Here is a 20,573-nt window from a genome sequence, read left to right as displayed (position 1 = left end):
GTCGACTGATACCGATTCGTAGATAATTGTTATGTCGAGGTGGGTGTCTGAGTCGGGTCGTCGGGCGGTTGGCGGATGACTTCGGCGATATGAGTGGCGAGGCTGTCGAGCCGTCTCGGCACGTCGTAGCCCTCGCGCATGTCGCCGGCCCGGGCCGCGTCGCGGAGGAACGCGGCGAGACCGTGATGGACAGCCGTCTTGATGATGGCGTATTGAGCCCACAGGCCCAGTGCGGCTGCGAACAGCGCAAGAGGCCAGGTGTTTCCGTTCATGATCCCCCTCGGTCGGCCTCGTCCGTGCGACATCGACACTGCCGAAGTCTCAGGGGGCTTGCCGGGGGTTCAACGCCGGTTGCCTCGATCGGGGTGCGGAGTTCTTGTCGCCGGTTCGAGGAGGGACAGTTTCCGTTGTTGAGCGTCGAGGGCGACGCGGATGCCGACCGGCATCGGGAGGTTCGGGCCGGCGTGTCCGACCTCGACGTTGCCCAGGACCGGGATGTCGCGGTCGCCCAGGACGTCGAGGACTATTTCGCGCAGAGTCAGTTCCTCCAGTCCATCGATTTCGCGGGGAATGCCCACGACCATGCCCGAGATTCGATCGAGGATGCCGCTGTGCCGCATCACCTGCAGATAGCTCCACACGTACGAGGCCAGCCCGCCCATTTCTTCCCAGAACAGCACCGCACCGTCGAAGCTTTCGAGCGGCAGCGCGAAGCGCGTCGCCTGGGCCAGCACAATGCGGTTGATGACTCCGCCGATCAGTGGGCCTTCGGTGCGCCCGGGCCGCCAGCATTCCCAGGTCGGGCTCGCGGGTAGCGCACCGATCGCCTCGGTGCTGGTCAGCAGTCTGGTGTAGAGATCCTCGAGTTCCGCTCGGCGCGTCGCCGAAGCGGTCTGCCAGTTTCCACCGAAGCCGGGGGTGGCCATGTCGGCGTGGAAACCGACCAATCCCGTACGGGCATAGAGCACCAGATGCAGCAGTGAGATGTCGCTGTAGCCGAGGATCGGTTTGGGATCGGCCCTGATCGCCTCGAAGTCGATGAGATCGAGGTAGCCGAGTGCCGTCTGGCCGCCGTCGTTCGCGATGATCGCGCGCACTTCGGGGTCACGCAGCAGGGTATTCAATTCCGCGGCGATTTCCGCTGGTGTTGCCGCGCTCCACCAACGGTGGCGTCCTGCTTCGAGCAGCGGCGCCCGGCGTACGCGGAAGCCCATCCGTTCGAGCACGACCACCGTCTTTTCGACGTTCGGCTCGTAGACGGCCTGGAGTGGCCCGGACAGGGCCGCGATGACGACCAGGTCTCCGGGCTGGAGGGCGCGAGGTCGAAGCAGGGTCATTCGGCTGAGTATTCCGGCTCGGGTGGCTCCATCGCTTTGATTAACAGGCGGTGAAGGCGGCGCTGTTCGGCGTCGGTCAGGCGGGCGATCGGTGTGCGGGTTGTTGCTGTCTCGACCAGGCGGCGGCGGGCTGCGCGCCCGGCGTTGGTCAGGTGCAGCGCCTTGGTGCGCCGGTCGCCGGGGGCTGCCGCGCGGACGGCGTAGCCCAGCTGCTCCAGCCGGTCGGCGAGGAAGGTCACCGTCGACGGGTCACAGCCCAGCTTGGCGGCCATCTGGCGCATTGACGGCGCCGGGGCCGACGGCTCGAGCTGCCACAGGGCGTCGGCCAGGGCGTGGGTGAGTTTCAGCTCGGTGACGACGTCCTCGATCCGCGCGTTGGTTGCGCCTTCCATGGCGTGCACCAGCCGCAGTAGCTGGTAGGTCAACGACTCACCGTCCATGGCCTCATCGTACCCCAATGCTTGGAGACTCCAATACTTGACTAGTCCAAGCTTTACCGGAAGGATCGCCGATACTTGGAGAGTCCAAGTGTTTGACCGAGGGGCCGGCATGAACGCGATCGCGGGAAGGCGGGAGTCGGTGCGGGACCGGGTTCGCCGGCGGGTGCTGACGACGTTGCTGGGCTTGATCGACAACGATGCGGCCATCCGGCGTGCGGCCACTCTTGAACCGGGTCAGGCCACGGCGAACCAGGGGAACGGGCCGTACTACGTGCCGGGGTCGCCGCTTCGGCGTGACGTCCGCGAGGGGCGGGACGGAGTTCCGCTGCTGCTGCGGATCCGTACCGTGGAGGTCGGCACGCTCGCGCCGGTCGCCGGCGCGATGGTCGAGATCTGGCACTGCGACGCCGACGGCATCTACTCCGGCTATCAGCGGTACGGCGCGGACAAGTTTCCCGCCCTGGTTTCGTTGACGCTGCGGCGGTTCCGGCCGACGGACACGGCGATGTTCCTGCGCGGGCGGCAGGTCACCGACGATTCCGGGTACGTCGAATTCCGGACCATCGTGCCGGGCTGGTACACGCCGCGGACGTTGCACATCCACGTACGGGTCAGTCTTGGCGGCCAGGAACTGCTGGGCACCGAGTTGTACTTCTCCGACGACTTCGCCGCGCACATCCAGTCGCTGCCGCCGTACGCGGGACGGGGTCGCGGCCCGTACCGCAACACCCCCGACATCGAGATCCGCATGGCCAAGGGATCGCCGGGCAGTTGGCCGGCCGTGCGCCCGGCCGGGGAGGGACATCAGGCTGACGTCACCCTCCAGATCCTCACCTGAACCAGGAGTGCCTAATGACTACACGCACCGCTGTCATCACCGGCGCGGCCGGGGGCCTTGGGAGTGCCACGGCCCGGCACCTGCTGGCCGCCGGATTCGACATCGTCGCGGTCACTCGTGACGCGGACAGTGCCCTCGCTGCGGATGCCCGTGGTGGTACCGTTCACGCGCTGCACGCCGACCTGATCGATCGCGACGACGTTCGCACGCTCGCCGCACGACTCCGGGAATCCGTCGAGCGCGTCGACGTGCTGATCAACAACGCCGGAGCAGCGTTTCCCCGGTACGCGGAGACCGCCGACGGCGTGGAGCGCACGCACGCCCTCAACCACCTGGCGCCGTTCCAGCTCACCCACCTGCTGCTTGCCGACGGCCTGTTCGCCGCGGACGCTCGCATCATCAGTATCTCCAGCGACCTGGTGACTCGCGGGCGGCTCGACGCCGACGACCCGGACGTCACCGGCGTCTCCTGGCGTGAGCGGTTCTCGCAGCTCGCCGTGTACGGCACGGCCAAGCTCGCGGGCGTGCTGGCGACCGTCGCGCTCGCGGATCGGCTTCCGGCCGGCATGAGCGCCTACAGTGCCAACCCCGGCGTCATCAGTACCGGCTTCAGTGCCAAGTCCGGTGGCCTGCTCAAGGCCGTGTCCTCGGTCAGCGGCCTCCTCGCCCAGAGGCCGGACAAGGCGGCCCGGACGCCGGTCCTGCTCGCCACGGCCACGACGCCTCCGTCCCCGAACGGCGGCTTCTTCGCCAAGGGGGCGAGCGCGACCCCGCCCGCGCCGGCCCGCGACACCGAGCTGGCGACGGCGGTCTACGAACGCACGGCACGCGTGCTCGGCGTTGATGCCCTGCCGCGACCGTCGAATGTGGGCAGATGAATCGCTCTACCGATCGGCCTGGTCGGCGAGGTCGGTGCGCGGGTCTTGCGGCTGGCCGCACGTATCGGAAGCTTGGGCGTGCATCGCAAACTGACGTCCCGCATCGGTCACGTCGCCCGAATCGGGCAGGCCCTGCCGTCGACGAATCTCGAGCAGAACGTGCGGTGAACTTGATCAGGCTCAGGCTGAGGCGAGCCTGAAGCTGGGGGTCCCTGCCGTTACCCCTTTCGGCAGGGGCTCCCTGACGGCCGCGATTGCGGGTTGCATGCACGGTATGGATGAGAGCACCAGGTACCCGCGGCGGGCGCTGATGGGAGGTGTCGTGCTCGGTGCGATGCTCGGCGCCTGCACCGATGCGCCGGCTTCCCCGCCGGCAGGTTCCGAACCACGAGGTTCCGCGCCGCCAGGTTCCGCGCCGCAGGGTTCTGCGCCGTCGGATTCTGGTCCCGCCGTGAGCACGTCGCGCGACGCTGCTTCGTCCCCCTCCTCGCCAGGCAACAGAGTGCTGCTGGCCTACTTCTCCCGTGCCGGGGAGAACTACTTCAACGGCGGCCGCCGACGGCTCACCGTGGGGAACACCGAGGTCGTCGCGGGCGTGATCGGCCGGCTTATCGGCTGCGACGTGCACCGCATCGAGGCCGCCGAGCCTTATCCCGACGACTACGAGCCGACGGTCGCCCGCAACGTCCGCGAACAGCAGACGGACGCGCGCCCGGGCATCGCGAACCCGCTCGGCTCGATCGCCCGCTACGACACGGTCCTGCTCGGCAGCCCCATCTGGAACGTCCGGGCGCCGATGATCATGACGACGTTCGTGGCGGGTCTCGACTTCGCGGGAAAGGCTGTGCATCCGCTCACGACGCACGCGATGAGCAGGCTGGGGACCACCGAGCGGGACTATGCCGCTGCCTGTCCCGGCGCGAAGCTCGGGGAAGGCCTGGCCGTGCGCGGCGAGGAAGTCGCCGCCGCCGAGCCCGACGTCGCAGCCTGGCTGCGCCGAATCGGCCTGCTCGGCCGCTGACGGCGTTCGGCCGCATCGGCCTGCTCGGCTGTTGATGGCGTTCGGCCGCATCGGCCTGCTCGGCTGTTGATGGCGTTCGGCCGCATCGGCCTGCTCAGCCGCTGATGGCGCTCGGCGGCTGGCAGTGCCTGGCGGTTGACCGCGCTGGGCCGCTGATGGTGTTTGGCCGTTGATGGAGCTCAGCCGCTGGCGGCGCTCGGCGGCTGACCGTGCGGTCACCCGCTGACGGCGGTCACCCGCTGACGGCGCTCCGCTGCGTCGCGGCCCAGGTAGCGAGCAACTCCAACCCATCCCCAGAGGGCGTGCCAGCTTCAGCGGAGTAGGTCAAAACCGTCAGGTTGTCGTCACCGGACAGCTCGAGCCCCTCGAACGCCAGCTCCAACTCCCCGATCACCGGATGGCGGAAACGCTTCCTGCCGTGCCGGTGCACGTAGACATCCTGAGCCGCCCACCAACTACGGAACGGCTCGCTGCGCATAGACAGTTCCCCGATCAGGTTCATCAGCTGCGGGTCGTCCGGATGCCTGGCAGCCGCGGTCCGCAGCGCAGCGACCGCGGAGCGCGCCACCTGCGGCCACTCCGGATAGAACGCCTGCGCATGCGGGTCCAGGAACGTGAACCGCATGGAGTTCACCGGGAGCTCCGGACTAACGGCCACCATCGGCGCGTAGAGGGCCAGGCCCAGCGAGTTCCCGGCCAGGACGTCGAAGCGATGGTTGCGCAGGAACGCCGGTACGCCGGTCATCGAGTCCAGCACGCGGCGGATCGCCGGCCGGATCTCGGGCGCCTTTTCGCGGCGGGGGCGAGCCGGCGGCCGGCCCGCGGCGCGCGCCAGGTGGTGGAGGTGCGCCGACTCGGTGTCGTCGAGCCGCAGCGCGCGGGCGATCGCGTCGAGGACGCTGTCCGAGGCACCGGCGAGGTTGCCGCGTTCCAGGCGGGTGTAGTACTCGACGCTGACCCCTGCGAGCGCTGCCACCTCGCCGCGGCGGAGGCCGGCGACCCGGCGGCTGCCGTACGCGGGGATGCCCGCCTGTTCCGGGCTCAGCTTCGCCCGGCGGGAGCTGAGGAACGCGCGGACCTCGCTGCGGTTGTCCATGCCCCCAGGCTAGGCAGTTCGCCCGGCGGGAGGGGGTCCCTGGCACTACCCCTCTACGCAGGGTCTCCCAGCCGCATCCGTTTCAGCGCAGGCTCTTGGGATACGTCACTTGATGACCGGCAACCGAGAGGAACGTTCCATGACCACCGTCCCCAGCCTGACGCTGAACAACGGTGTCGAGCTCCCCGCCATCGGCCTCGGCGTCTTCCAGACCCCGCCGGACGAGACCCGCGCCGCCGTCGAGGCCGCGCTGGCGACCGGCTACCGGCACGTCGACACCGCCGCTGCCTACGGCAACGAACGGCAGGTGGGCGAGGCCGTCGCCAGGTCCGGCGCCGAGGTCTTCCTCGAAACCAAGATCTGGATCAGTGACTACGGGTACGACGAGACGCTGCACGGCTTCGACAAGAGTGCCGGCAAGCTCGGTGTCGACCGGATCGACCTGCTGATTCTGCACCAGGCGCTGCCCTCGGAGTTCGGGCGGACCCTCGATGCTTACCGCGCGCTGGAGCAGCTGCTGGCCGACGGTAAGGTGCGCGCGATCGGCGTCAGCAACTTCATGGTTGAGCACCTGCAGGCCCTGCTCGACCGGGCCTCGGTCGTGCCCGCGGTCAACCAGATTGAGGTTCACCCCTACTTCCAGCAGCGTGACGTGCAGGAGTTCGGCGCTCAGCACGGCATCCTCACCCAGGCGTGGGCTCCGATCGGGGGCATCACGTTCTACCGCGACAGCGGGCACACCAGCACCCTGCAGGATCCGGTGATCGGTGAGATCGCCAAGGCGTACGGGAAGACCCCGGCGCAGGTCATGCTGCGCTGGCACCTTCAGCAGGGACGTCAGGTGATCCCGAAGTCGACCAAGCCGCAGCGGATCGCCGAGAACTTCGACGTGTTCGACTTCGACCTCACCGGCGAGCAGCTCGCCGCGATCGACGCCCTGGACACCGGCAAGCGCGGCGGCCCCGAGCCCGCCGACGTCACCCTCGAAACCTTCGGCCGCGCCATCCCCGAGGCCTGACCCGGCCGCGAGGCCTGACCCGGCCGCGAGGCCTGACCCGGCCGCGAGGCCCGACCCGGCCGCGAGGCCTGAACCCCCCTACCCGCAACCACACGGAGGACGATCATGCGTACCGCGAAGCTCGGCGACCTGGAGGTCGCCCGGATCGGCCTCGGCGCGATGGGGATGTCGCACGGCTACACCGGCGCCGGCAGTGACGACGCCGAGTCGATCCGCACCATCCATCGGGCCGTCGACCTGGGCGTCACCCTGATCGACACCGCTGAGGTCTACGGCCCGTACGTCAACGAGGAGCTGGTCGGCCGGGCGCTGCGGGGACGCCGCGACCGGGTGGTCCTGGCCACCAAGTTCGGCCTGATCTCGCACACCGGCCGCGCCGCGGGCCGGCCCGACAGCAGCCCGGACAGCATCCGCGCCGCGGTCGACGGCTCCCTCAAGCGCCTCGGCACCGACCACATCGACCTGTACTACCAGCACCGCGTCGACCCGGACACCCCGATCGAGGACACCATGGGCGCCCTCGCCGACCTGGTCCGGGACGGCAAGATCCGCCACATCGGGCTGTCCGAGGCGTGGACCGGCACCATCCGGCGGGCGCACGCCGTCCACCCGGTCACCGCCGTGCAGTCGGAGTACTCGCTGTGGACGCGTGACCAGGAGCTACTGCTGCCGGTGCTGCGTGAGCTGGGGATCGGGCTGGTGGCGTACTCGCCGCTGGGGCGTGGCTTCCTCACCGGGGCGCTGCGGTCGCCGGCGGATCTGGAGCAGCTGGACGACAGCGACTTCCGCAAGCACCACCCGCGCTTCACCGGGGACAACTTCCAGCGCAACCTGCGCATCGCCGACCGGGTGCAGGCCGTCGCCGACCAGGTGGGCTGTACGCCGGCCCAGGTGGCGCTGGCCTGGCTGCTCGCTCAGGGGCAGGACGTCGTGCCCATCCCCGGGACCAAGCGGGTGAGCCGGGTGGAGGAGAACACGGCCGCGGACACGGTGGAGCTCGGCGCGGAGCTGATCGCGTCGCTCACCGCGCTGCCACCGGCCGAGGGCGGTCACCACACAGACGACCAGATGCGGCTGATCGAGCGCTGAGCAACCGGCCACGACCGGGGCCCGGCACGTCGCGAGCGGCACCATGCCCCCAGATCGGCTCGGTGATCTGGCAAGATCGCGCGCATGATGTTGCGGCGCACACGGGGGGCGGCGGCTCTGCTGCTGGCCGCGGCCGGGGTGGCGCTGACCGCGGCGACGCTGCTGGCCGCCCTCACCGTCTACAGCGCGGCCGTGACCGAGGCGAGCGTCCGCACCGCCGTGGCCGCCGCCGACCCGGCCGAGCGCTCGGTGCTCGTGCGCGGCTCGGCGGGTGACGACCAGGCCCGGCAACAAGAGCGGGACGCCACGCTGCGCCGCTCGTTCGCAGGCGGGCTGGGTGGCGTGCCCGTTACCGTCACCGGTGCCGAGTACGGCGTGGGCTGGGCGCTCGCCGCGCCGACCGGGCAGGCCCGGCCCGACTCGTCCGGGGTCGCGTACGCGTCGGTTGTGCACGTGGATGACCTGCCCGGGCACGCGCGGCTGACCGCCGGCCGGTGGGCCGACCCGGGGGCGTCGCCGGCCCAGGCCATGCTGGCCGAGCCGGCCGCCCGGCTGATGGGCCGCACGGTCGGTGACCGGATCCCGCTGGCCGACCGGCGCACCGGGCGGGTCACCGAGGTGGTGGTGGCCGGGGTGTGGCGGCCGGTGGACGCCGGTGATCCGTACTGGCGGCTGATGCCGGAGGTCACCACCGGCGTACGGCCGCAGTCGGCGACCTACGGGCCGCTGGTGGTGGACCGGGCCGACTTCGCCGCGCGTTTCGCCGCCTCCGCGTCCGCCGCGTGGCTGGTGACCCCGCGACTGGACGCGACCACGTTGGATGAGGTGCAGCGGGTCGCCGCCGCGGCGACCGCGGCCGGGACCGGACTGCCACCGTCGCGGGGGCTGGACGAGTCGGCGACGGCCGAGACCGGCCTGCCCGAGCTCGCCGTCCGGCTGCCCAGGGCCGATCTGGTCGGCCGGTCCACGCTGGTCACGCCCGCCCTGCTGATCATCGTGCTGGCCGGGTACGCGCTGCTGCTGATGGCCGTGGTGCTCGCCGAGGACCGGCGCGGCGAGACGGCGCTGCTGCGGGCCCGTGGTGCGTCCCGCGGCTGGCTGGCCGGGCTCGCCGTCCGTGAGGCGCTGCTGGTGGTGCTGCCCGCGGCGGTGTTCGGGCCGGTACTGGCGTTCGGGCTGGTCGTGCTGGCCAGCCGGGTGCCGGCGCTGGCCGCCGTGCTGGAGCTGCGTCCTCGGCTGGCCGCCTCGACGTGGCTGGTGGCGGCGGTGGCCGCGGCCGGTTGTGCGCTGGCCGTCGCGGGTCCGGCGGCGCGGCGGGGGCGCGCGTACGCGGCTGAGCTGGCCGCCCGTTCACGACCGCGCACCCGTTCCGTCGTCCTGCGCGCGGGCCTGGACGTGGTGCTGCTGGCCCTGGCCGTGCTGAGCTGGTTGCAGCTGCGCCAGTACGCGTCCCCGCTGTCGGGCGCGGGTTCGGGCGGCGCCCTGGGCATCGACCCGCTGCTCGCCGCGGCGCCCACGCTCGGGGTGATCGCCGGTGCCGTGCTCACGCTGCGGTTGCTGCCCCCGGCGGCGCGTTTCGGGGCCCGGCTCGCGGAGCGGACGGCCGACAGCGCGGCGGTGTTCGGTGCCTGGCAGGCCGGGCGCCGGGCACACGCGGGCCCGATGGTCCTGGTGGCGCTGGCGGTCGCCGCGGGCACGGTCTCGTGGTGCCTGGCCGGCACGTCCGAGCGTTCCGCCGCTGATCAGGCCGACCTGCGCGCCGGCGCCGACCTGCGGCTGGTCGAGAACGCCGGGATCCCGCCCGCGGACCGGTCCACCGAGCTCGGCGCGCTGCCGGGGCTGGTGGCGGCGCTGCCCGGCCTGCGTACCAGTGTCTCCCTCGGCAGTGGCGGCGGCACGGGCGACTTCATCGCCGTGGACGCGGCGGCCGGGCCGCGCGTGCTGCGCATCCGTGACGACCTCGCCGGCGGCGACCCGGAGGGCCTGTGGCGCACGCTGGCCGCCGCCCGGCCCGCACCGGGCGACGGCGAGGTGCCCCGCTCCGGCACCGTCACGGCCGGTCCGGGAGTGCAGACGACGGCCCTGTTCGCCGATCCCAGCGGCCGGCAGGTACGTACGCCGGTCGAGCCGGACGCTGCCGGCCGGTTCACCCTGACGCCCCCGGCCGGCGGCTCGTGGCGGCTGGCCGGGTTCCTCGTCGTGGCCCCCGCCACGGGGTCCTCCACGGTGGACTGGCGGCTCGACGGTCTGGACGTCCCGCTGTCCGCCCCGAAGTGGCAGGTGGCGGACCGGGAGTTCACGGCGCCCGCCGCCCGCCCTCGGCCGGATGCCCTGACCGTGTCCTACCGGGTGCCCCGGTCCGGCCGGGTGGACTTCGCGGTCGTGCCGGCCGTCGCCGCCACTCCGGTGCCGATCGCGGTCACCCCGGCCGCGCTGGCCGAACTGCGGCTGCGGACCGGGCAGACCACCACCCTGAACATCGAGGGTGTTCAGGTGGACGTCAGGATCGCGGACACGATCGAGGCTGTGCCCGGCACGGACGGCGGCCCGGCGATGCTGGCCGACCTCCCGACGCTGAACTCCCAGCTGCTCGGCCGGCGCGGCGTGGTCTCGGCGACCCAGGAGTGGTGGCTGGCCACGCGCGAGGATGCGCACGCCGCCGCGGCGAGTGCTGCGGCCCGGCTCGACGGCATCCAGGTCGTCGACCGGCGGGCGCTGGCCGCCGCGAGTAGCGACCCGTTCGGGGCCGGGGCCCGCGCGGCGCTGTTCGGAGCGGCCCTGGCAGCCGTCCTGCTTGCCGCGGTCGGGGTCGCGGTGGACGTGCAGGCCACCACCCGGCGCCGCGCCGGTGAGCTGGCGGTGCTGCACGCCCTCGGCGCGGGTCCCCGGCTGCTGACCCGGTCGTTGCTGGTCGAGCAGGCGTTCCTGGCCGGGATCGGCGCGCTCGCCGGGCTGGTCACCGGGGTGCTCGTCGCGATCGCGGTGGCCCCGCTGCTGGTCCTCACGCCCGCCGCCGCCCGGCCCGTGCCCGTGCCGCTGCCGGACATCGAGTGGCTGCGCGCCGCCGGTACGGGCCTGGTCCTGGTCGTGCTCGCCCTCGCCCTGACCGCGCTGGCCGCGGTCCGCACGCACCGCCGCCTCGCCGCGGCCCCGCCCACCTGGGGGCAGGACCAATGACCGCCCTGCTGCACCGTGCCCGCGCGTTCGCCGGTGGACTGGCCCTGCTCGCGGCCCTCGCCCTGGTCGCCGCCCTGCTGGTGAGCGGCGTGCCCAAACTGGCCAACGGCAACACGGACGCGGGCCTGCGCGCGGACATCGCCAAGTTGCCGCACACCGCCCGCGACCTCACCTTCGGCAGCGTGCGCGCGCGTTTCCCGCTGGACCCCACCGCCGATGTCGTCCGCGACGGCCCGCAACGGCTCGACACCTACCGCGCGCAGCTCGGTGCGCCGCTGCCGGAGCTGATCAGCGACCAGTGGTACACCGCGCGGGTCGGGCCGGCCGGTGTGCGTACCAGTGGCGATGTCGCACCGTTCCGCGGCAGCTGCACGCCCAGCCTGTCGGTGCGCACGCTGACCGGCGCCGATCAGGCGATGCGGATGGTCGAGGGCCGGCCGCCGGCCTCGGGCGGCACCGTCGAAGCGACGGTGGCCCGCCCGGCCGCGACGGCGATGAAGCTGCGGGTCGGTTCGACCTTCACCCTGACCGGCTCGTACGGCGAGATCCCCGTGCAGGTGGTCGGCATCTTCGAGCAGACCGACCCGGGGGCACCGATCTGGGCCGACATGCCGCTGACCCAGACGGCCTGCCCGAACCCGGACGACGGCGTCACCGTGCGGGCCGGCCTGCTCACCGACGACGCCGGCCTGCGGTTCGCCGCCGAGCGCACCGGCGACGTGGTCCACGAGTGGCGCTACCGGCTCGCCGAGGAGCGCCTGTCGGCCCCGGACGTGCCCGCGCTGGCCGCAGCCGTGGCCGCCGCCCGGCGCGAACCACCGCCGCGAACCGTGCTGACCAGCGGCCTCGAGACCTCCCTGAGCCGCTTCACGAACGAGCAGAGCGCCGTCGCCGCGCTGCTGGCCGTCGTGCAGGCCGGTGTCCTGGCGACCCTGCTCGGCCTGATCGCGCTCGCCGCCGGCCTGGTCGTGGAGCGGCGCCGGGCCGAGTTCGCCCTGATCCGGGCACGCGGGGGCGCCGCCGCGACCATCGGCGGCCGGCTGCTGGGCGAGACCCTGCTGGTCGTGCCCGCCGCGGTGCTCGCAGGTGCGCTCGCCGGTGCCCTGCTGCCCGGGCGGGCGCCCGCGCACGGCTGGCTGCCGCTGCTCGCGGTGGCGGCCGTGGCCACGTTGACCGCGCCGGTGCTGGCCACGGTGACACAGCGGCATCCCACCTTCGCCGGCCGGCGCCAGGACCTCACCCGGTCGCGTCCGTCGGCGCGGCGACTCGTGGCCGAGGCCTTCGTCGTGCTGCTCGCCGCGCTCGGCGTGCTGCTGGTACGCCGGCGCGGGCTGGCCGCGTCCGACGGCGTGGACCCGTACCTGGTCGTGGTGCCGGTCCTGCTCGCGGTGGGGGTGGCCCTGATCGTTCTGCGGCTCCTGCCGTGGCCGCTGCGGCTGGCCGGCCGCCTGACCGCGCGGGCCCGCGGTGCCGTGCCGTTCCTCGGGCTGGCCGGGGCCGGTCGCGGCTCGCCGGTGCACACCGCGCCGCTGGCGGTGCTCGTCGTGGCGGTGGCCACCGGCGTGTTCACCGGCACGGTGGCCGGCTCGATCGCCGACGCCCGCGACCGTGCGACGGATCAGGAGGTGGCCGGGGACGCGCTGATCGTCGGCGCCGGGTTCGGGGCGGACACCGCGCGGACTCTGGCCGCCGTTCCCGGGGTGACCGCGGTGGCGCCGCTGTGGGTCGCCAACGGCGTGGCGCTGCGCAGCAGTGGCGGCGGCCGGGCGCAGGGTCAGGTGAGCGTGCTGGTCGTCGACGGCCCGGCCGTTGACCGGGTGCTGCGCGACAGCGGCAACAGCCTGCGCCTGCCACCGGCACTGACCCGGGCCGGCCGCAGTGGTGACCCCGTGCCCGCACTCGTGTCACCCGACCTCGCCGCGCCGGTCGGCACCGAGGGCGCGGTGGACGTCCAGGGCACGCCCTACCCGTTCCGGGTCGCTGCGGTCGCCGCCGAGGTGGCGGGACTGGGCGTGGGAGCGCAGCGGTTCGTCGTGCTGCCCGCTCAGGCGTTGCCGGTCGCGGCGCAGCCCTTGCAGTTCAACCGGTTCGTCGTCGCGGGCCCCGATGCGGACCCGGACGCGCTGCGCCGCGCCGGGGACGCCGGGCAGCTCGCGTACCGGACGAGCGGGCTCGGTCAGGCGCCGGCCGACTACGCGCTGCCACCGACGACCGTCACGACGTGGCAGGGCCGGCGAGCGTCCCTTGAGGACAGCGGCGTCAACCGGGTGCTCAGCTTCACCTTCACCGCCGGTGCCGCCAGCGCGGTCCTGCTGGCCCTGCTGGCCGTCGCCTTCGCCGTGCTCGCCGGTGCACCGGTCCGCGGCGCCACGCTGTCGCGGCTGCGGACCCTGGGACTGTCCGCCGGCCAGGGACGCAGGCTGCTGCTGTACGAGCTCGTACCGCTGCTGACCGTCGCCCTGGTCGCCGGCGGCCTGGTCGGCGTCGCACTGCCAAGGCTGCTCGGTCCCGCCCTGGGCCTGTCCGGATTCACCGCGGGGGTGCCGGCCCGCGACCGCATCGACCCGGCGCTCGTCGCCGCCGTGCTCGCCGTGGTGATGCTCGCCGTCGCCGCGGCGCTGCTGGTGGAGAGTGCCGCGAACCGCCGGATGCGCCTGGGCGAGGCGCTGCGGCTCGGAGGGGAGTACGGATGACCGAGGATCTCGCCGCCCTGGAACGCCGCGCGGCACAACGGGCGGCCGACCGCGCGGGTGGTGCCGACCGGCTGGCCGGGCACATCGTGTGCGACGGCCTGGTGCGCATCTACAAGACCGACGGCGTCGAGGTCGTTGCCCTGCAGGGCCTGGACCTCGTCGTCGATCGCGGGGAACTGCTGGCCATCGTCGGCGCGTCCGGCTCCGGCAAGTCCACCGTGCTCAACATCCTGTCCGGGCTGGACGTGCCGACCGCCGGCGTCGCCCGGGTCGCCGGCTACGACCTGCTGAGCATGTCGGCGAAGAGCCGGCTCGCGTACCGGCGGCGGAAGGTCGGCTTCGTGTGGCAGCAGACGGCGCGGAATCTGCTGCCGTACCTGGATGCCCGGGAGAACGTCGAGCTGCCGGTGCGGCTGGCCCGCGGCAGCCGCAAGGCGGCCCGGGCCCGCGCCGACGAGCTGCTCGAGCTGGTCGGCCTGGCCGACCAGGCGGACCGCCGGCCCGCCCGCCTCAGCGGCGGCGAGCAGCAGCGCTGCGCGGTCGCGGTCGCACTGGCCAATGATCCGGAGGTGCTGTTCGCCGACGAGCCGACCGGCGAACTGGACGAGGCCACCGCGGTGGAGGTCTTCGGCGCGCTGCGCACGGTGAACGCCGAGCTGGGCGTCACCGTGGTGGTGGTGACCCACGACCGCAACGTCGCCGGCGAGGTGCGCCGGGCGGTCGCGATCCGCGACGGGCGGACGGCCGCGGAGGTACGCCGCTCGGCGCGCCGCGGCACCGACGGCGTGGAAGAGCTGGTCAGCGAGGAGTACGCCGTCCTCGACCGCAACGGCCGCCTGCAGCTGCCGGCCGCGTTCGTCGAGGCGCTGACCCTGCGCGACCGGGTGCGACTGACCCTGGAACCCGACCACGTGGCCGTCCGGCCCGGCGAGGAGCCCTGATGTCCGACACGGTGGTCCGGGTCAGCGACCTGGGACGGGACTTCCCGGCCGGCGACGGCGTGGTGCACGCCGTCCGCGGGGTGTCGTTCATGGTGGCCCGCGGTGAGCTCGTCGCCGTCCGCGGCCGGTCCGGGGCCGGCAAGTCGACCCTGCTGAACCTGATCGGCGGACTGGACCGCCCCACCGCCGGCCGGATCGAGGTGGCCGGGCGCGACGTCGGCGGGGCCACCGAGCGGGAGCTGCTGGAGCTGCGCCGTACCACGATCGGTTTCATCTTCCAGTCCTTCGGGCTCATCCCGATCCTGTCCGCCGCCGAGAACGTCGGCGTGCCGCTGCGCCTGGCCCGGCGCCGGCCCGCCGAACGCGACCAGCGGGTCGCCGTGCTGCTGGAGCTGGTCGGCCTGGGCGCGCACGCGGCGCAACGACCGTACGAGCTGTCCGGCGGCCAGCAGCAGCGGGTGGCCGTGGCCCGGGCCCTGGCGAACGAGCCGCTGCTGCTGGTCGCCGACGAACCCACCGGCCAGCTGGACTCGGACACCGGCCGCTCGATCATGGACCTGCTCCGCGCGGTGGTCGACGCGCACGGGATGACCGTGCTGGTCGCCACTCACGACACGAGCCTGATGGACCGCGCCGACCGCGTGCTCACCCTGCGCGACGGCGCCCTCGTCGACTGACCGGTGAACGGACCCGGGTGTTCCACGGGTGCGAAAGCTCCGGCCGGCGGAGCAGGGTGAGTCCCATGGCTACCAAAATCACGCTCATCCTGGACAACCCGGCGGACCCGGGCATCTTCGAAGCGGAGTATCCGGCCCTGCTGGAACGGGCAGCCGCCCTGCCCGGGCTGCGGCGGCTGGAGTCCGCGAAGGTGTTCCCCAAGGAGGACGGGACGGCGACCCCGGCCCACCGCACCCTCGACCTCTATTTCGACGACTACGCGGCCGCGTCGCGCGCGGTCACCACCCCGGAAGCGGGAGAACTCTTCGGCCAGCTCGGTGCCATGAACGCCGCTTTCACCGGGCTCTTCCTGGACGTGGAGGAGAAGTAGGCAGGACGATCCGGCGGGTCAGGCCGAGGCGGTGGATCTGCCGGGGCGTGGCAGGGCTTCGCGGAGCTGGCGGCGTGAGGTGATGTCGAGTTTCGTGAAGACCTTGCGCATGTGCCATTCCACGGTGCGGGCACTGATGAAGAGTTCGGCGCCGATCTCCGGGTTGGTGCGACCGTCGGCCGCCTGCCGGGCGATCTGCCGCTCCTGAGCCGTGAGCTCCAGGTGGGTTTCCATGACGCGCTTGCGGGCCGTCTCGCCGGTGGCCGCCAGCTCCCGGCGGGCCCGTTCGGCAAAGCCTTCCACGCCCATCGCGGAGAGCATCTCGAAGGCCGTCCGCAGGTGTTCGCGCGCGTCGATCCTGCGTTTGCGCCGGCGGAGCCACTCGCCGTAGAGCAGGTGGGCCCGGGCCAGCGCGAGCCGGATGCGGGTCTGCCCGAGCCGGCCGATCGCCTCCCGGTACAACGGCTCGGCCGCGTCGCCGTCGGTGAGCAGGGCGGTCATCGCGGCCTGGAGGCCCAGTCCCCAGTCCGTGCCGGCCGCCTGGGTGATCCGGGACAGCCGGCTCAGCGCCTCGGCGCCCCGTTCCGGCTGCCGGCTGTGGTGTGCCGCCTCCACGAGTTCGGCCAGCGCCCAGGTGTTGCCGCCGAGGTCCTCGGGCAGCACGGTGGCGCGCTCCGCCGCACTCAGAGCCTGCTCGTAGCGGCCCAGGCCGTTGTACAGCAGGGCGCCGGCGTAGTTCGAGATCACGACGGCCAGTCCCTGGCCGTGCGCCCGCGAGTCGGAGATCGCCGTCTCGATCAGGTCGAGGGCGTCACCTTCCCGGCCGCGGGTGGCGGCGAAGTTCAGGGACGCGTACGGCCCGAGCTGACCCCCGAGCAGTTCGGTGACCCGGCCGACCTCGTCGTTGAGCTGGGCGGCCTCGTGCAGTTCCCCGGCGCAGACGTGCACGGCGCTGCGCGTGCTCAGGGCGATCGGCAGCAACGGCAGGACACCGAGGTCGCGCACGAGGCGGACGTGCCGGTCGGCCAGGTTCAGCCAGGCGGTGTCGTCCCACAGCTCCATCGCCGTCATGCCCGCGAACCAGAGCCACTGCAGGCCCACCCCGGGCGGCAGTTCGGGACCGTTGAACGCTGCCACCGCTTGTTTCAGCGTCGCCTTGGCCGCGGCCATGCCGTCGGTGTAGCGCACCGCCAGCCCGTCCACGAGCAGGTCGATCGCCCGTACCGGCTCGGGTGCCGGCGGGGCGGCCCGCGCCGCCCGCGCCACCTCGCTCACCATGGCGCCGTCGCCGTCAGCGGCGAACCTGACCGCGGCGAGGGCCTCCAGGTAGGTGTCCCGGGCCAGGTGGACGTCCAGCGGTTCCAGCCGGCGGGCCGCGCTGAGCAGCATCGGCGGGGCGTCGGCCCCGAACGTGGTCGCGAAGATGATCTGCGCCCGCAGCAGGTCTCCCTGCGCCTGCTCGAACGCGGTCAGCGGCCCCGAAGCGGCCTGGGCGAGCAGCGCCAGCGACGACTCGAAGGCCCCGGCCTGGCGATGTGCCTGCGCCGCGGCCAGCGCCCGCCGGGCCCGGAGACGTGCGTCGACGCTCAGCCGGGAGGCGTGTTCGAGGAACGTGGCGGCCGCGGCCACCCCGCCGCGGGTCTGCGCCCGTGCGGCCGAGGACTCCAGCTCGTCGGCCACACCGTCGTCCGTACCGGTGGCCGCGTTCGCCCGGTGCCAGGCCCGGCGGTCCGGGTCCACCGCCGGGTCGGTGGCCTCGGCCAGCGCCTCGTGCACACTTCGCCGCTCGGCATCGGAAGCCGACCGGTAGACCGCGGAACGCACCAGCGGGTGCCGGAACCGTACCCGCCCGCCCAGCTCGAGCAGCCCGGCCGCCGTCGCCGGTTTCGCCGCGTCGGGCCGGATGCTCAGGCGGTGCGCGGCCCGCCAGAGCAGGGTCAGGTCGCCGACCGGCTCCGCGGCGGCCAGCAGCAGCAGTTGCTGCGTCTCGACGGGCAGCGGGTGCACCCGGCGCAGGAACCCCTGCTCGATCCGGTTGGCCAGCGGCATGCTGGCCGCGTCGGGACCGAACGCCAGCTGGGTGGCGGTCAGGCCGTGCGGCAACTCCAGCAGTGCGAGCGGATTGCCGTGGGTCTCGGCGACGATCCGGTCCCGCACCTGCGGGTCCAGCGGCCCGGTGACGACGGTCTGCAGCAGCTCGCGGGCGTCGGCCTCCATGAGCCCCTCGACGGCCAGCCGGGCCAGCCCGGACAGGTCCTGCTGGTTGCCGAACTCGCGCAGCGCGAACACCACGGCGATGGACTCGGCCAGCAGCCGGCGGGCCACGAAGGTCAGCGTCTGGGTGGTGGCGCGGTCCAGCCACTGGGCGTCGTCGATCACACAGATCAGCGGCTGTTCCTCCGCGACCTCCGACAGCAGTGTCAGCACCGCCAGCCCGACCAGGAACCGGTCGGGGACCGTGCCGCCCCGCATCCCGAACGCGGTCTGCAGAGCATCACGCTGCGGTTCCGGCAGGCGGTCGAGCAGGCCGAGGAACGGGACGCACAACTGGTGCAGCCCGGCGAACGGCAGCTCCATCTCCGATTCGACTCCGGCGGACCGGGCGACGCGGCAGCCGGCGGACCGGGTGAACAGGTACTCCAGCAGGGCCGTCTTGCCGATGCCGGCCTCGCCGTGCAGGACCAGGACCTGGCTGTGCCCGGCGCGCGCGCTCACGATGAGCTGGTCGAGGGCCCCGCATTCGACGCTACGTCCGCGCAGCGGCAGGGAAGGACTTCGATCGGGCATGAAAGCACCGCCGCATGGTTGCTGCCGCCGACCTGGAGGCAGCAGTCGCGCTGCTCACTGTCCGCTCGGTACCGCTCCCGGGTCAAGGTCTGCCGCGATGAACACCGGGCGGGCGCCGGGCTCAGGCCGGCACCGGCAGCGCGCTCACTCCGGCCTGGACGTTGGCCAGCGCCGCCCGCAGTTCCGGCAGGCCGTCCATGGTGCTCGCGGTCAGCAGCAACCGGACCGGTAACCCGGGCTCGTGCACCAGCGCGTTGCTCAGCAGCCAGCACAGCTCGGCCACCGACCAGTCGTCGGCACCGTCCACGATGATCACCACGCCGGGCGCGCCGGGCGGCACGAGCTGCGCCGGGTGTTCGGCGGTGCCGTGCTCGATCCGCGCGCTCAACACCACCCAGCCGCTGCGGGCGAGGTCGGCGGCGGCGGCTTCGGCCGCGTCACCCGTACGGGGAAAGTCCGGCCCGTGCAGCCACAGCGCGGCGAGTCGCGTGCCGGGCCAGTCGGGTCGCACGGGGGTCTGCGCGGGCTGCGGCTCGATCCGGGTGAGCCGGTACGAGGCCTTGCCGCGACCGTGGATGTGCAGGTCAGCGTGCATGACCGCGTACGCGGTGCCGCCGCGGGCGACGACCCGTTGCTCGTCCATGGGTCCATCATGCCTCCGGTAGGCTGGGAGACCGGCCGGCGGCGGAGTGGGGATCAGTGAGCACGGACGACGGTGCGCGGATCGTGGTGCTGACCGCTCTGTCGCTCGAATACGCAGCGCTCCGCGAGCACCTCGGCGGGCTGAGCCGGCGACCGGCCCGGTCCGGCACGCAGTACGAGGTCGGCACGCTGGGCGGGGCCCGGGTGGCGATCGCCGAGGTCGGGGCCGGCAATGTGGACGCGGCCCTGGTGGCGGGTGAGGCGATCGACCTGTTCCGGCCGGAGGCGCTGTTCTTCGTCGGGGTCGCCGGTGCGCTGAACGACAAGATCGCGCTCGGCTCGGTGGTCGTCGCGACCCGCGTCTTCGCTGTCCACGGCGCCAAGGAGCAGGACGATCAGTCCTACGCGCGGCCCCGCTCGTTCGACGCCGACCACGAGCTGCTGCAGCGGGCCCGGGTTGTCGCCCGCGAGTTCCAGCTGCGCCCGGGTGCACCGGAGGTTCACTTCGCGCCGATCGCGGCCGGCGAGGTGGTGCTCAACTCGCGGACGACACCGTTGGCCCAGCAGCTCAAGGACCACTACAACGACGCCGTGGCGATCGAGATGGAGAGCGCCGGGACGGCCCGTGCGGCCCACGTCGGTCGCGTCCGGATGCTGACCGTGCGGGGCATCAGCGACCAGGCCGATGGGGGGAAGACCGAGGCAGACGCCGGTGGCTCGCAGCCGCGCGCGGCGCGCAACGCCGCTGCGTTCGCGGCCGTGGTGATCACCGACTTCCTCTCCCGGCCCGCCGAGGAACGCCCCGGGTCGGTGCAGAACGTCACCGCGAACGGCGGCACGGCGTTCGGGGTCATGCACGGCAACATGTACGTCCACACCGCCGAGCCGCCCAGCTCGGTGGAGTGGCGGCAGGTCAGCCGCCCACCCCAGGTGACCTGGCGCTCCGACTTCGTCAACCGGCCCTCGTCCTTCGAGCGGGCCGCCCTGGAGCTGCATCTGGTGCCCGCGACCGAGTCGTCGTTGATCGAGGTGCGCCGGCTGCGCGAGCTGGCCCCACGACTGGCCGGGGAGCTCCCGGCCGGGACACAGCTGGTGACCGGTCACGACGACCGGGCGGCCTGGGCCTGGACGACCGACTACCGCAGTGGCCCCGCCGGGCGGGTGGTCAGCCGTTCCGGGCAGCGGTCGGCCTGGGAACCGCTGCCCGGCGATTCGCTCGGCGCGGTGCTCGACGAGGAATGGATCATCGCCTGTCTGCAGCGGATGATCGCCTCCCTCACCGAGCTCGACCTCCCGTCCCCGGTGCGCTGGGCGCTCGCGCTGGCCGTCGAACCCACGATCATGCTCAGCGTCGGCCGGGCGGACTCGCTGCCCCGCAAGTCGGCGTCGATGGGACACGGTCGAGGTCCACTGCAGGTGCCGGCTGAGGAATCCGTCCCGGCGAGCCACCTCGCCGCCCTGCCGGGCGACGTCGCCGCCGAGCTGGCCGCGCGCCTGCTGGCCGCTCACGGCCGTCGCTGACCATGGGGTACGCGTACGGGACGGTGGGCGCCGACCTGCACGTCGAC

17 protein-coding genes are annotated in these 20,573 nt (G+C 73.0%); 11 read left to right on the top strand and 6 right to left on the bottom strand.

Annotated features, from left to right (window positions below):
* Nucleotides 1-29: 29 nt before the first annotated feature.
* The 3 genes from ACQP2Y_RS32695 to ACQP2Y_RS32685 form a co-directional block, all read right to left on the bottom strand.
* Complete coding sequence (locus ACQP2Y_RS32695; protein WP_433719485.1) at nucleotides 30-272, bottom strand: hypothetical protein; 243 nt, start codon at nucleotides 270-272, stop codon at nucleotides 30-32.
* Between the two features lie 69 nt (nucleotides 273-341).
* On the bottom strand, nucleotides 342-1,337 hold the full coding sequence (locus ACQP2Y_RS32690; protein WP_433719482.1) for a S66 peptidase family protein: 996 nt from the start codon (nucleotides 1,335-1,337) through the stop codon (nucleotides 342-344).
* Nucleotides 1,334-1,777 carry a MarR family winged helix-turn-helix transcriptional regulator gene (locus ACQP2Y_RS32685; RefSeq protein ID WP_433719480.1) on the bottom strand — a complete coding sequence of 148 codons (444 nt, stop codon included), beginning with the start codon at nucleotides 1,775-1,777 and terminating at the stop codon, nucleotides 1,334-1,336. Before ACQP2Y_RS32685 ends, ACQP2Y_RS32690 begins: the two co-directional genes overlap by 4 nt.
* 109 nt (nucleotides 1,778-1,886) lie before the next feature.
* Here ACQP2Y_RS32685 and ACQP2Y_RS32680 point away from each other — a divergent pair, with 109 nt between their 5' ends.
* The 3 genes from ACQP2Y_RS32680 (at nucleotide 1,887) to ACQP2Y_RS32670 (ending at nucleotide 4,514) form a co-directional block, all read left to right on the top strand.
* A complete protein-coding gene (locus ACQP2Y_RS32680) occupies nucleotides 1,887-2,615 on the top strand; it encodes a hypothetical protein (RefSeq protein WP_433719477.1) in 729 nt (242 codons plus the stop codon).
* Nucleotides 2,616-2,629: 14 nt separating this feature from the next.
* The gene (locus tag ACQP2Y_RS32675) at nucleotides 2,630-3,493 is read left to right on the top strand and encodes an SDR family NAD(P)-dependent oxidoreductase (RefSeq protein ID WP_433719474.1); all 864 of its coding nucleotides are present in this window, start codon (nucleotides 2,630-2,632) and stop codon (nucleotides 3,491-3,493) included.
* Between the two features lie 451 nt (nucleotides 3,494-3,944).
* A complete protein-coding gene (locus ACQP2Y_RS32670; protein ID WP_433719472.1) occupies nucleotides 3,945-4,514 on the top strand; it encodes a flavodoxin in 570 nt (189 codons plus the stop codon).
* Between the two features lie 232 nt (nucleotides 4,515-4,746).
* Here the strand turns inward: ACQP2Y_RS32670 and ACQP2Y_RS32665 are convergent, their stop codons facing one another.
* Nucleotides 4,747-5,610 (bottom strand): helix-turn-helix transcriptional regulator, encoded by an 864-nt coding sequence (locus ACQP2Y_RS32665; protein ID WP_433719470.1) that lies wholly within the window; start codon nucleotides 5,608-5,610, stop codon nucleotides 4,747-4,749.
* Nucleotides 5,611-5,749: 139 nt separating this feature from the next.
* On the opposite strand from ACQP2Y_RS32665, the gene ACQP2Y_RS32660 reads away from it, so the two are divergent.
* From ACQP2Y_RS32660 to ACQP2Y_RS32630, 7 genes are all read left to right on the top strand, one after another.
* Complete coding sequence (locus tag ACQP2Y_RS32660; protein ID WP_433719467.1) at nucleotides 5,750-6,628, top strand: aldo/keto reductase; 879 nt, start codon at nucleotides 5,750-5,752, stop codon at nucleotides 6,626-6,628.
* 105 nt (nucleotides 6,629-6,733) lie between these two features.
* Nucleotides 6,734-7,717 (top strand): aldo/keto reductase, encoded by a 984-nt coding sequence (locus ACQP2Y_RS32655; RefSeq protein ID WP_433719464.1) that lies wholly within the window; start codon nucleotides 6,734-6,736, stop codon nucleotides 7,715-7,717.
* An 84-nt stretch (nucleotides 7,718-7,801) separates the two neighbouring features.
* The gene (locus tag ACQP2Y_RS32650) at nucleotides 7,802-10,894 is read left to right on the top strand and encodes an FtsX-like permease family protein (RefSeq protein WP_433719462.1); all 3,093 of its coding nucleotides are present in this window, start codon (nucleotides 7,802-7,804) and stop codon (nucleotides 10,892-10,894) included.
* A complete protein-coding gene (locus ACQP2Y_RS32645) occupies nucleotides 10,891-13,587 on the top strand; it encodes an FtsX-like permease family protein (RefSeq protein ID WP_433719459.1) in 2,697 nt (898 codons plus the stop codon). The genes ACQP2Y_RS32650 and ACQP2Y_RS32645 overlap by 4 nt, the downstream gene beginning before the upstream one ends.
* Nucleotides 13,584-14,528: an ABC transporter ATP-binding protein gene (locus ACQP2Y_RS32640; RefSeq protein WP_433719457.1), complete on the top strand. Its 945-nt coding sequence runs from the start codon at nucleotides 13,584-13,586 to the stop codon at nucleotides 14,526-14,528. The genes ACQP2Y_RS32645 and ACQP2Y_RS32640 overlap by 4 nt, the downstream gene beginning before the upstream one ends.
* On the top strand, nucleotides 14,528-15,205 hold the full coding sequence (locus ACQP2Y_RS32635) for an ABC transporter ATP-binding protein (protein ID WP_433719455.1): 678 nt from the start codon (nucleotides 14,528-14,530) through the stop codon (nucleotides 15,203-15,205). The genes ACQP2Y_RS32640 and ACQP2Y_RS32635 overlap by 1 nt, the downstream gene beginning before the upstream one ends.
* Nucleotides 15,206-15,270: 65 nt before the next feature.
* Nucleotides 15,271-15,576, top strand: a complete 306-nt coding sequence (locus ACQP2Y_RS32630) for a hypothetical protein (RefSeq protein WP_433719454.1) — start codon at nucleotides 15,271-15,273, stop codon at nucleotides 15,574-15,576.
* 18 nt (nucleotides 15,577-15,594) lie between these two features.
* Here ACQP2Y_RS32630 and ACQP2Y_RS32625 read toward each other — a convergent pair whose 3' ends face one another.
* Nucleotides 15,595-18,363, bottom strand: a complete 2,769-nt coding sequence (locus ACQP2Y_RS32625; RefSeq protein WP_433719452.1) for an ATP-binding protein — start codon at nucleotides 18,361-18,363, stop codon at nucleotides 15,595-15,597.
* A gap of 121 nt (nucleotides 18,364-18,484) precedes the next feature.
* The gene (locus tag ACQP2Y_RS32620; RefSeq protein ID WP_433719449.1) at nucleotides 18,485-19,006 is read right to left on the bottom strand and encodes a hypothetical protein; all 522 of its coding nucleotides are present in this window, start codon (nucleotides 19,004-19,006) and stop codon (nucleotides 18,485-18,487) included.
* 56 nt (nucleotides 19,007-19,062) lie between these two features.
* Here ACQP2Y_RS32620 and ACQP2Y_RS32615 point away from each other — a divergent pair, with 56 nt between their 5' ends.
* Entirely contained in the window at nucleotides 19,063-20,526 is a 1,464-nt protein-coding gene (locus ACQP2Y_RS32615) for a 5'-methylthioadenosine/S-adenosylhomocysteine nucleosidase (protein ID WP_433719447.1), read from the top strand.
* Nucleotides 20,527-20,573 lie beyond the last annotated feature (47 nt).

Source organism: Actinoplanes sp. CA-051413 (assembly GCF_050955795.1).
Lineage (GTDB): Bacteria > Actinomycetota > Actinomycetes > Mycobacteriales > Micromonosporaceae > Actinoplanes.
This window is presented reverse-complemented; position numbering and strand designations above follow the sequence as displayed.